This is a genomic window from Streptomyces sp. NPDC040545, from assembly GCF_055595065.1.
On sequence record NZ_JBVIWA010000003.1, the window covers coordinates 492,437 to 504,128 of the forward strand.

An 11,692-nucleotide genomic window follows, 5' to 3' on the forward strand; every position below is an offset into this window, starting at 1 on the left:
GTGAACCCCGGATCATCCCCCACGGCTCCGGGGTTCACGGCCGCCCGTGTGTCCGCCCGTATGTCCGCTCCACGATACGAATGCAGCCGAAGGAACAGTTCGTGCAGTTTCGCCAAAAGGCTCTTTCCAAGCTGCAATCGCCCGAGGAATTGGACCTGCCCGTACGCTTCGCCCGCCCGCAGGGGCGACTGGTCCTGACCGTCACGGTCGCCGTCATGGCGGCCGCGGCCTACTGGGCCTTCACCGGCGCCGTGTCGTCCAAGCTGAGCGCACCGGGCATCCTCACCCGGGCCGAGGGCAGTTACGTGCTGCAGACGCCGGTCGCGGGACAGGTGACCGGGGTACTCGCCGAGGAGGGCCAGCTGCTGGCGGCCGGTGCGCCCCTGCTCAACGTCCGTACCGAGCAGGGGGAACGGCCCGTGCGCGTGGTGACCGGCGGCCGCTTGACGACCCTGGTGGCCAAGGTGGGGTCGGTCGTCGCCACGGGTGCGGACGTGGCCACCGTGGAACGTGCGAAGGATCCGCAGGACCCGCTGGTGGCCGTGCTGTACGTGCCGGGCGGCAGCGGTGCGGCGATCACCGTGGGCGCCCCGGTCGACCTGAACGTCCAGTCCGTCCCGCAGCAGCGGTTCGGCATGCTGCGCGGGCGCGTCACGGCGGTCGGCCGCGCGCCCCAGACGCGGGCGCAGATCGGCGGCTTCCTCGGCGACAGCGCGCTCGCCGAACAGTTCTCCCGCCACGGCAGCCCGGTGGCCGTGGTCGTACGGCTCGAACGCTCCTCCTCCACCCCGTCCGGCTACCGGTGGTCCTCCGCGGACGGGCCCCCGTACGCCGTCGATTCGAGGACGCCGGTCACCGGAGCCGTCCACCTCGCCGCGCAGCGCCCGGTCGACTGGCTGCTGCCGTGACGGCGCCGCACCTGCCTCCCGCCGGGCGCCGGAGCCACCGCCCCGAGCCGAGGGGCGGCTCCCGCCGCAGGCCCGCACCCGCACCCGCACCCGTACCGAGGGGCAGGACGCCCCGCCCCGTACGCACCCCCACCGTGCTGCAGATGGAGGCGGTGGAGTGCGGCGCCGCCGCCCTGGCCATGGTGCTCGGCCACCACGGCCGCTTCGTCCCGCTCGAAGAACTGCGCATCGCGTGCGGTGTCTCCCGCGACGGCTCCCGTGCCAGCAGCCTCCTCAAGGCCGCCCGCGGGTACGGGCTGACGGCAAAGGGCATGCAGATGGACCTGGCCGCGCTCGCCGAAGTGAGCGCCCCGGCCGTCCTGTTCTGGGAGTTCAACCACTACGTCGTCTACGAGGGCACGGCCCGGCGGCGGGGCCGCACGGGCGTGTACGTCAACGACCCCGCCAAGGGCCGGCGGTTCGTCCCCATGGACGAGTTCGACACCAGCTTCACCGGGGTCGTCCTCACCTTCGAGCCGGGCGACGGGTTCCGCCGCGGCGGCCGCGGACCGGGCGTCCTGGGGGCCGTGCCGGCCCGCCTGCGGGGCACCTCGGGCACCATGGCCGCCGCCGTGGTCGCCAGCCTCCTCCTGGTCGCCGTCGGCGCGGCGGTGCCGGCCCTCAGCCGTACGTACATCGACATGTTCCTCATCGGCGAGCAGACGTCCCTGCTCGGTGTGCTGTTCGCCTCGATGGCCGTCGCCCTCGTCCTCACCGCGACCCTCACCGCGCTGCTGCAGGCCAACCTGCTGCGCGGGCGCATCATCTCCTCGACCCTGAGCAGTGCCCGTTTCTTCCGGCACCTGCTCAGGCTTCCGGTCACCTTCTACTCCCAGCGCAACCCGGCCGATCTGGTCCAGCGCCTGCAGTCGAACGACGCGGTCGCCGAGACCCTCGCCCGGGACCTGTCCGCCGCGGGGGTGGACGCCGTGGTGGTCGTGCTCTACGCGGTGCTGCTGTGGAGGTACGATCCGCAGCTCACCCTCGTCGGCGTGGCCGTGGCGCTGCTCAACGTGGTCGCCCTGCGCATCGCGATGCGGCTGAGGGCCACCGGTACCAGGAAGCTGCGCGCCGAGAGCGCCCGGCTGACCAACACCGCGTACAGCGGTCTGCAGCTCATCGAGACGATGAAGGCGACGGGCGGCGAGAACGGCTTCTTCCGCCGCTGGGCCGGGCAGCACGCCGTGACCCTCGACGTGCAGCAGCGGCTCGGCGTGCCCGGCGCGTGGCTGGCGATCGTCGCGCCTACGCTCGCGGCGTTCAACAGTGCGCTGATCCTGACGATCGGCGGCCTGCGGGCGGTGGAGGGCCACCTCACCGTGGGCCTGCTCGTCGCCTTCCAGGCCCTGGTGACCAGCTTCACCGCGCCGGTCTCCCGGCTGGGCGGCGTCGCCGGCCGGATCCAGGACTTCGCGGCCGACGTCGCCCGCCTGGGCGACGTCGAGAACTTTCCGGTCGACCGGGTCTACTCACGGCGCGAGCCCGCGGCCTCCACCCGGCGCCTCAAGGGCCTTGTGGAGCTGGACGGCATCACCTTCGGCTACAACCCGCTGGACGCCCCGCTGCTCAAGGACTTCTCGCTGACGGTCGGACCGGGGCAGCAGGTCGCGCTCGTCGGGGCCTCCGGCAGCGGCAAGTCCACGGTCTCCCGGCTGGTCTCCGGCCTCCACGCCCCCTGGGCCGGGGCCATCCGCATCGACGGGATGCGGCTGGAGGACATCCCGCGCGGCGCGCTGGCCGCCTCCGTGTCCTTCGTCGACCAGGACGTCTTCCTCTTCGAAGGCACCGTCCGCGACAACGTCACGCTGTGGGACCCCTCCCTCACGGACGAGGCCGTCGTCGCCGCCCTCCAGGACGCCGCCGTGCACGACGTGGTGGCCCGCCGCCCCGGTGGCATCCACAGCCGCGTCGAGCAGGACGGCCGGAACTTCTCGGGCGGTCAGCGCCAGCGTCTGGAGATCGCACGGGCGCTGGTGCGCCGCCCCAGCGTCATGGTGCTCGACGAAGTGACCAGCGCCCTGGACGCGGTGACCGAGCAGACCATCATCGACAACCTGCGCCGCCGTGGCTGTGCCTGTGTGGTCATCGCCCACCGGCTGAGCACGGTGCGCGACAGCGACGAGATCGTCGTGCTCGACCGGGGCACGGTGGTGGAACGCGGGCGCCACGAACACCTGGTCGGCGCGCGGGGCCCGTACGCCGCACTGGTCAGGGAGCACTGAGGTGACGTACGCGGACCGCGCCACTGCGGCTGCCACTGCCGCTGCCACCGCCGGTACGCCGGCCGGAGCTCCGGATCCGGTCGTCGCGGCCCTGGGCGCGCTGGGCTCGCCGGTGGACTGCACGGGCCTGCGCAGCCTGTCCCTGGAAGGTCCGCTCGTCCTGTGGCTGGTCGTCGCGGGTGAGCTGGACCTGTTCGCGGTGGACGCCGTGCAGGGCGGGCACTGGCACTTCCTGGGCCGGCTGGAGCCGGGCACGCTGTTGCTCGGGCCCGCCGAGGGCCCCGGCCACACCCTGGTCGGCCGGCCCCTGCCCGGGTGCCGGCTGCGCCGTATCGCACTGCGGGAGCTGTACCGCGCGGAGTACGCGCCGTTCCCGCAGGACCCGCAGTATCCCGCGTACGCCGGTGAGGGGTCCTACGGCGCAACTGCCGCAGGAGGGCCGAGCCCGCTGGAGGACGCGTTCGCGCGCGGCATCGGCCGCGGTCTGCGCGTGCTCTGCGAGGCACCGCTGGACGCTGCCGCCGCCACCGGGCGCGGCGGAGCCGACGACGACATCCTGTGGATGCCGATCGCCCCTGGCAGCGTGCAGTACGGCGCCGTGTACGAGACGGAGCCGGTCGGCACCCTCCTCGTCGACGCGGCGCTGTGGCAGGGCATGGTCGACCAGCAGTACCGGCTGCTGTACGCCTTGGACGGCTGGATCGAACAGCTGGAGCGCGCCCACGAGGACCGCACGGCCGCCGGGATCCGGGCGGGCCGGGCCGCCCGTACCCAGGCGGACCGGACGCTGCTGGCGTCCATCGTCCGAGCCGGCCGCCGCGATCGCCACCGGAGCGCGGACGCCGACGCGACCTTCGCGGCGTGCCGCGTCGTCGCCGGCGCGGCGGGCATCGCCCTGTCCGCACCGGGCGGGGCAGGCACCATGTCCGAGCAGCTGGATCCCGTCGAACGCATCGCGCTCGCCTCGCGGATCCGCACCCGCGTGGTCGGTCTCGGCGGACGCTGGTGGCGGGAGAACTACGGGCCGTTGGTGGGCCGGCGCGAGAAGGACGGCACGCCGGTCGCCCTGCTGTGGCGGCGCGGTGGCTACGAGGCGGTCGAACCCGCCACCGGCAGGCGCGAGCGCGTCAGCAGAGCCAACCAGGCCGCCTTCGAACCGCGCGCCGTCATGCTGTACCGCCCCCTGCCCGAGGGGCGGGTGGGTCTGCCCGCGCTGCTCCGCTTCAGCGTGCGCGGCACCCTTCCCGAGCTGCGCAGCCTGATGCTGGGCGGGCTGGTCGCGGTGGTGCTGGGGGCCCTGGTACCGGTCGCCACCGGCCAGGTCCTCGGCCGGTACGTCCCGCAGGGCGAGACCGGGCTCATCGTGCAGACCGGGCTGGCGCTGGTCGCGGCCGCCGTGGTCGCGGCCGTCTTCATGCTGCTGCAGAACACCTCCCTCCTGCGCATGGAGGGCCGTATCGAGGCCACCTTGCAGCCGGCCGTGTGGGACCGGCTGCTGCGGCTGCCGGCCACGTTCTTCGCGGGCCGCTCCACGGGCGAGCTGGCCGGCGCGGCGATGGGCATCAGCGCGATGCGCCGCGTGCTGTCCGGCATCGGCCCGGTCTGCGTACAGGCGGGCGCGGTCGGCGTGGTGAGCTTCGTACTGCTGCTCGTCCACAGCGTGCCCCTGGCGATGACCGCGCTCGGCATGCTGGCCGTCATCGCGGTGGTCTTCCTGGGCCTGGGGCTGTGGCAGCTGCGGTACGAGCGCCGGCTGAACACGCTCGGCCACCGGCTGGGCAACCAGGCCTTCCAGACCCTGCGGGGCTTGCCCAAGCTCCGCGTCGCCGCCGCCGAGAGCTTCGCGTACGCGGCCTGGGCACGGGAGTTCGCCCGTACCCGCGACCTGCAGCAGCGCATCGGCCGGATCCAGAACGTGAGCACGGTCCTCGGCGCCGTATACCTGCCGCTGTGCACGCTGGTGATGTTCGTGCTGCTGGCCGGGCCGGCCCGCGGCGCCATGTCCGCCAGTGAGTTCCTCACCTTCAGCACCGCGCTGACGATGCTGCTGTCGTCGGTCACGCAGGTGACCGGGGCGCTCGTCTCGGCCGCCGCGGTCCTGCCGATGTTCGAGCAGATCAGGCCGCTCCTGCGGGAGACCCCCGAGGTGGACCGCTCCAGTACCCGCCCGGGAGAGCTGACCGGTGCCGTCGAAGCCAAGAACCTGTCCTACCGCTACACCGACGACGGCCCGCTCGTCCTCGACGACGTCAGCCTCCGGATCGGACCGGGCGAGTTCGTCGCGGTCGTCGGGGCCAGTGGCTGCGGCAAGTCGACCCTGCTGCGGCTGCTCATCGGTTTCGACAGGCCCGTCTCGGGCAGCGTGCTCTACGACGGTCAGGACCTGGCGGCGCTGGACCGGGCGGCCGTACGCCGCCAGTGCGGTGTCGTGCTGCAGCACGCCCAGCCCCTCACCGGCTCGATCCTCGACTGCATCCGCGGCACCGGGACGTTCTCGCCGGAGGAGGCGTGGGAGGCCGCCGCGATGGCGGGCCTGGCGGCGGACATCGAGGCCATGCCGATGGGCATGCACACCATCCTGTCCGACGGCGGCGGGACCGTCTCGGGCGGTCAGCGCCAGCGGCTGATGATCGCTCAGGCCCTCATCCGCAAGCCGCGCGTCCTGTTCCTCGACGAGGCCACCAGCGCGCTGGACAACGAGGCCCAGCGTGTGGTGACCGAATCCACCCGCGCCCTGCGGGCCACCCGCCTCGTGATCGCCCACCGGCTCTCCACGGTCATGGACGCCGACCGCGTGATCGTCATGGCGGACGGCCGGATCGTCCAGCAGGGCCCGCCCGCAGAACTGCTCGCCGACACGGCCGGCATCTTCCACGGCCTGGTCCGCCGGCAACTGCGCTGACCCACCGCTACTGGAGCTCGGACAGGTCGACCGAGTCGGCCGGTGCCGGGGGCCGGGGTGTGACGGGCTTGTCGAAGTCGGAGAAGGAAGCGTCCACGCGCCGGCCGGACTCATCGGTGCCCCGCACCTGCAGGAGGTACGGCTCGTCCTCGGTGGAGACCTGGTACGTGCCCGTCCGGCCGTCGCGCCTGCTGGTGACCGTGATGGCGGGCTGGCCGTCGACCGTAGTCCGGGCGCCCTTGACCAGCTGTTCGCTCGGCGGCTTCGAGGAGAACTCCTTCTTGAAGAAGTCCAGATCGCAGACCTGGGCGAAATCGCTCAGCATGGCGCTGTCCGTGGTGCCGTGCAGGTAGCGGCCGTTGATGAGGGCGATCGCGTCGTCGGCCGCGGGACCCGGCACCTGGGCTCTGAGCAGGGCGTCGTCGAGTTTCATCCAGACGTCGTCGCCGCGTTTGACGATGTCGGCCTTGCCGGCGTTGCCGGGGGGTATGACGGTGCCGACGCAGTCGCCCTGCCCGTCGAACCGCAGGTCGAGCGTGGTGGTGCCCGCGGTGTCGGTCACCTTGCCCACCATGTGCATGGAGGTGACCTCGGACATGGCCTCGCGCGAGGCCTGTGCGATGGCCTGGGCGCTCTCGTCGGCGACGCCGTTGTCATCGGCGACGGCCGTGCCCCCGCCCGCGAGGACCAGCAGGCAGGCGGCTCCGGCGGTCGCGCAGCGGAACGCGACTGCCCTGGGTGCGGACATCGGGCATCACCTTCCTCGGGCGGCATCCGGTACGGCGGCAGGCATCACCGCTCCTGCGGCGCAACCGGTCACCTGATCAGCGTAGGTCCGCCTCGCGGTGGACGCAGTTCGGGTGGGTGCGGCCGGATCCGGACGGGACGGGCCCCGGCGTCGGGCAGCATGGTGCCCGATCACGTCCCCGCAGCACCGCCGCCGGAGGGTTGGATGACCATTTCCACGTTATGGGCGCCGATGAGGGCACGCCTCGCCGTGACCGTGACGGCCGCGGCCGCCGCTCTCACGATGGCCGGGGCCGCCACCGCCGGGGCGAGCGCACCGCCGCCCGAGGCGAAGGCTCCGCGCGCGTTCGTGGCACTGAGCTCGGTCGACCCGACGATCCTGCAGGACATGCGGTACGTGCGTGCGCACAACTTCGTCGGCGAGCCGGTCGACGGCTACCGGCAGCCCGTCTGCATCCTGACCCGCCCGGCCGCCGAGGCCCTGCACCGGGCCCAGGTGAACCTGCTGCGCCAGGGCTACTCGCTCAAGGTGTACGACTGCTACCGGCCGCAGCGGGCCGTCGACCACTTCGTACGGTGGGCCGAGGACCTCGGCGACGAGCGGCGGAAGGCGGAGTTCTATCCGCGCGTCGACAAGTCCCGGCTGTTCGAGGACGGCTACATCGCGAAGAAGTCGGGGCACAGCCGCGGCAGCACCATGGACGTGACGCTGGTGCGGCTGCCGGCGCTGCCGGCCCCCCGGCCGCGGCCGGGGCAGGAGTCGGTGCCCTGCTACGCGCCCCGGGCGGAGCGGTATCCGGACAACTCCGTGGACATGGGCACGGGTTTCGACTGCTTCGACACGCTGTCGCACACCGACGACCCGCGCGTCCAGGGGGCCCAGCGCGCCAACCGGGATCTGCTGAGGTCGGCGCTGACGGCACAGGGATTCGTCAACCTGCCCGAGGAGTGGTGGCACTTCACGCACAAGCCGGAGCTGTTCCCCGACACGTACTTCGACTTCCCCGTCGGGCACCGGTCGGTCGCCGGACACCGCTCCTGAGGTTCCCTGGCTCCGCGGACGGGCGGGCGCCGCGGCCGCCGGGATGCACGGGGCGCCGCGGCGGCGGACAGTGGAGGCGGGGCCTTCGGCAGACCGGGAGGACCCGCGTGACGGACGACGACCCGACACCCGACCGGGCGGTTCCGCCTTTCATGTCGGAGGCGGCCTTCCGCTCCCTCCACGCCGAGCTGTGCCGGCGTGCACCCGCCGGCCCTGAGCACCGGCGCGGCACCCTCGCCCACCTGACCCCGCAGCGCGTGGCCGCGGCCGCGGCAGAGGTGCGCCTCGGGCGCACCGTGTCGCTGGCCGCCCCCATCGAGACACAGCCGGGGCCGGACGATCCGCAGCCCGCCGTCTACCGCCTGACGGCGCCGACCGCGCCGGAGACCGGAACCCCGGGGGTGCATTTCGCCCTGGACCGGTTCGCCATGAACGTGCACGGGGACGCCCACAGCCATCTCGACGCCCTGTGCCACGTCGTGTTCGACGGCGAGCTCCACGGCGGCCTCCCGGAGAGCCGCCTGACGGCGGGCGGCGCGCGCGGGATCACCCTCGACCTGGTGCGCGACGGGATCGTCGGCCCCGGGGTCCTGCTGGACGTCCCGCGGCTGCGCGGGGTCTCCTGGCTGGAGCCCGGGGACTTCGTGACCGCCGACGACCTCACGGCGGCCGAGGAGGCCCAGGGCGTCCGGATCGGGCCGGGCGACCTGCTCCTCGTACGGGTCGGCCACCGCCGCCGGCGCCGGGAGACCGGCGCCTGGGACGCGGCGCACGCCCGGGCGGGCCTGCATCCGGCGTGCATGGGGCTGCTGGCCGAGCGGCAGGTCGCCGTCCTCGGCTCGGACGGCAACAACGACACGGCCCCGAGCCCCGTGCCCGGCGTCTCCTTCCCCGTGCACGTCCTGGCACTGCACGCCCTGGGCATGCACCTGATGGATTACCTGGACCTGGACGAACTGGCCGACGCGTGCGCGGGGCTCGGGCGCTGGCGGTTCCTGTGCACGGTGGCACCGCTGCGGCTGCCGGGGGCCACCGGCTCCCCGGTGAACCCGATCGCCGTCCTGTGACCCGTACCGCCCGAGACCGGCTCCCCCCATCCCCGGGTGCCGCACCGGCGGGGGGCGTATACGTTCGAAGGGGGACCCTGCCGCGACAGGCCCGCCGGGTCGGCGGCACCGCAAGCCGAGGACGGTGATCCGGTTGAACGACGCTCCCCACTACGACGTCATCGTCATCGGAACGGGCGCGGGCGGCGGCACGCTCGCCCACCGGCTCGCCCCGTCCGGGAAGCGGGTGCTGATCCTCGAACGCGGTGGCTTCCTCCCCCGCGAACGCGACAACTGGGATTCGACGGCGGTGTTCGTCAAGGGGAAGTACCGCGCGCCCGAGTTCTGGTTCGACCGGCACGGCCGCGAGTTCCCTCCCGAGGTCAACTACTACGTGGGCGGCAACACCAAGTTCTACGGCGCGGCGCTGTTCCGGCTGCGCCCGGAGGACTTCGGGGAGCTGCGCCACCACGACGGGATCTCGCCCGCCTGGCCGGTCCGTTACGAGGTCCTGGAGCCGTACTACACCCAGGCGGAGCACCTCTACCGGGTGCACGGCCGGCACGGCGAGGACCCCACGGAGGGTCCGGCGAGTGCCCAGTACGCCCACCCTCCGGTGGAACACGAGCCGCGGATCCAGCAGTTGAGCGATGACCTGGAGAAGCAGGGCCTGCACCCCTTCCACCTGCCCATCGGGGTCGACCTGGACCAGGACGCGACCGGCCGGGCGACCCCGTCCAGCGTCTGCATCCGCTGCAACCGGGTCGACGGCTTCCCGTGCCTGGTGCGCGGCAAGTCCGACGCCCAGGTGATCTGCGTGGAGCCGGCGCTGCAGCACCCGGGCGTCGAGCTGGTCACCCACGCGCACGTGCTGCGGCTGGAGACCGATCCGACGGGACGTACGGTCAGCTCGGTCGTCGCCCGCCTCGACGGGGGCGAGGAGGCTCGGTTCTCCGCCGACCTGGTGGTCGTGGCCTGCGGCGCGGTCAACTCGGCGGCGCTGCTGCTCGCTTCGGCGAACGACCGGCATCCGCGGGGGCTGGCGAACGGTTCGGACGTGGTCGGGCGGTTCTACATGCGCCACAACAACCTGGCCCTGATGGCCGTCTCCCGGGAGCCGAACGACACACAGTTCCAGAAGACCCTCGCCCTGCACGACTGGTACCTGGGCGCGGACGACTGGGACTACCCCCTCGGCGGTATCCAGATGCTCGGCAAGTCGGACGCCGAGCAGATCCATGGCGAGGCCCCGCGCTGGGCCGGCGCGGTGACGCCGGACATGCCGTTCGAGGTCATGGCCCACCACGCGGTGGACTTCTGGCTGTGCGGGGAGGACCTGCCGCTGCCCGACAACCGCGTCACCCTGGACGGCGACGGCCGCATCCACCTCGCGCTCGACGAGTCCCACAACACGGCCGGGCTGGGGCGGCTGCGGCACAAGCTCCAGAGCATGCTGGGGCGCCTGGGCATGCACGAGCACCACCTGCTGGACCACAGCATCTACCTGCACAAGGGCATGCCGATCGGTGCGACCGCGCACCAGGCCGGCACCGTACGGTTCGGCACCGACCCGGCGTCGTCGGCCCTGGACCTCAACTGCAAGGCGCACGAACTGGACAACCTGTACGTGGTCGACACGAGCTTCTTCCCGAGCATCGGCGCGGTGAACCCGTCGCTGACGGCCATCGCGAACGCCCTGCGGGTCGGCGACCACCTCCTGGAACGGATGGGCTGACCCGAGCCAAAGGCACCGCGGCCGGGACACCCCGGCCGGAACACCCCGGCGGGGACACCGCCGACCGGGCGAAGATCCTGCACCGGGTGGCGCAACACGGATCGCGGCGGGCCGCCGCGCGCCGGATGCGGTGATTGGGTGACGCCGGACCCGCCGGGGTGCCGTCACCCCGACGGCACGGGGCGGCGGTGCGAAGGAGGCAGTCCGCCGTGAGTTCGACCGAGGGCGTACCCCGGGGCGTGATCCCCGCGCACCTGCTCCGGGGCCAGAAGGCACTGGTGACGGGTGCGAACTCCGGAATCGGCAAGGCCACGGCGATCGGCATGGGCCGGGCCGGGGCGGACGTGGTCGTGAACTACGTCGCCGGACGGGAGGAGGCCGAGAAGGTCGTCGCGGAGATCGCCTCCTTCGGCGTGCGCGCGGCGGCGTACGAGGCGGACGTGTCCGACGAGGGCCAGGTCGTGGCCATGACGGAGCGCATGGTCGAGGAGTTCGGGACCATCGACATCCTCGTCGCCAACGCCGGCCTCCAGCGGGACTCCGCCTTCACCGAGATGACGCTCGCCCAGTGGCAGAAGGTCATCGACGTCAACCTGACGGGACAGTTCCTGTGCGCCCGCGAGGCGACGAAGGAGTTCCTGCGGCGCGGGGTCGTACCGGAGGTCTCCAGCTCCGCCGGCAAGATCATCTGTATGAGCTCGGTGCACCAGATCATCCCCTGGGCCGGGCACGTGAACTACGCCTCCTCCAAGGGCGGTGTGCAGATGATGATGGAGACCCTGGCCCAGGAACTCGCCCCGCAGAAGATCCGCGTCAACGCGATCGCCCCCGGCGCGATCCGGACGCCCATCAACCGCAGTGCCTGGGACACCGAGCAGGCCGAGCAGGACCTGCTCAAGCTGATCCCGTACGGCCGGGTGGGCGATCCGGAGGACATCGCCCACGCGGCCGTGGGCCTGGCTTCCGATCTCATGGACTACGTCGTGGGCGCCACGCTCTACGTGGACGGCGGAATGACCCTCTTCCCGGGCTTCGCCACCGGCGGCTGACC

8 protein-coding genes are annotated in these 11,692 nt (G+C 72.7%); 7 read left to right on the forward strand and 1 reads right to left on the reverse strand.

Annotation, left to right across the window (positions count from 1 at the left end; translation table 11 throughout):
* Positions 1-101: 101 nt before the first annotated feature.
* From ACZ573_RS10285 to ACZ573_RS10295, 3 genes are all read left to right on the forward strand, one after another.
* Entirely contained in the window at positions 102-908 is an 807-nt protein-coding gene (locus tag ACZ573_RS10285) for a hypothetical protein (RefSeq protein WP_471301687.1), read from the forward strand.
* Positions 905-3,169: an NHLP family bacteriocin export ABC transporter peptidase/permease/ATPase subunit gene (locus ACZ573_RS10290; RefSeq protein ID WP_471301690.1), complete on the forward strand. Its 2,265-nt coding sequence runs from the start codon at positions 905-907 to the stop codon at positions 3,167-3,169. Before ACZ573_RS10285 ends, ACZ573_RS10290 begins: the two co-directional genes overlap by 4 nt.
* A gap of 91 nt (positions 3,170-3,260) precedes the next feature.
* Positions 3,261-6,071 carry an NHLP bacteriocin export ABC transporter permease/ATPase subunit gene (locus tag ACZ573_RS10295; RefSeq protein ID WP_471301802.1) on the forward strand — a complete coding sequence of 937 codons (2,811 nt, stop codon included), beginning with the start codon at positions 3,261-3,263 and terminating at the stop codon, positions 6,069-6,071.
* A gap of 7 nt (positions 6,072-6,078) precedes the next feature.
* On the opposite strand, the gene ACZ573_RS10300 is transcribed toward ACZ573_RS10295, so the two are convergent.
* On the reverse strand, positions 6,079-6,819 hold the full coding sequence (locus ACZ573_RS10300; RefSeq protein ID WP_471301693.1) for a hypothetical protein: 741 nt from the start codon (positions 6,817-6,819) through the stop codon (positions 6,079-6,081).
* A gap of 231 nt (positions 6,820-7,050) precedes the next feature.
* On the opposite strand from ACZ573_RS10300, the gene ACZ573_RS10305 reads away from it, so the two are divergent.
* The 4 genes from ACZ573_RS10305 to ACZ573_RS10320 all read left to right on the forward strand — a co-directional run bounded on the left by ACZ573_RS10305 (position 7,051) and on the right by ACZ573_RS10320 (position 11,690).
* Complete coding sequence (locus ACZ573_RS10305) at positions 7,051-7,860, forward strand: M15 family metallopeptidase (protein WP_471301805.1); 810 nt, start codon at positions 7,051-7,053, stop codon at positions 7,858-7,860.
* Between the two features lie 152 nt (positions 7,861-8,012).
* Positions 8,013-8,927, forward strand: a complete 915-nt coding sequence (locus tag ACZ573_RS10310) for a cyclase family protein (protein ID WP_471301807.1) — start codon at positions 8,013-8,015, stop codon at positions 8,925-8,927.
* A 133-nt stretch (positions 8,928-9,060) separates the two neighbouring features.
* On the forward strand, positions 9,061-10,641 hold the full coding sequence (locus ACZ573_RS10315; RefSeq protein ID WP_471301696.1) for a GMC oxidoreductase: 1,581 nt from the start codon (positions 9,061-9,063) through the stop codon (positions 10,639-10,641).
* Positions 10,642-10,895: 254 nt separating this feature from the next.
* Positions 10,896-11,690 (forward strand): SDR family oxidoreductase, encoded by a 795-nt coding sequence (locus tag ACZ573_RS10320; protein WP_189745448.1) that lies wholly within the window; start codon positions 10,896-10,898, stop codon positions 11,688-11,690.
* Positions 11,691-11,692: the final 2 nt, after the last annotated feature.

Coding starts and splice junctions, on each gene's coding strand:
- ACZ573_RS10300 (WP_471301693.1), bottom strand. CDS start 6,819: ATGTCCGCACCCAGGGCAGTCGCGTTCCGCTGCGCGACCGCCGGAGCC.
- ACZ573_RS10310 (WP_471301807.1), top strand. CDS start 8,013: ATGTCGGAGGCGGCCTTCCGCTCCCTCCACGCCGAGCTGTGCCGGCGT.
- ACZ573_RS10305 (WP_471301805.1), top strand. CDS start 7,051: ATGAGGGCACGCCTCGCCGTGACCGTGACGGCCGCGGCCGCCGCTCTC.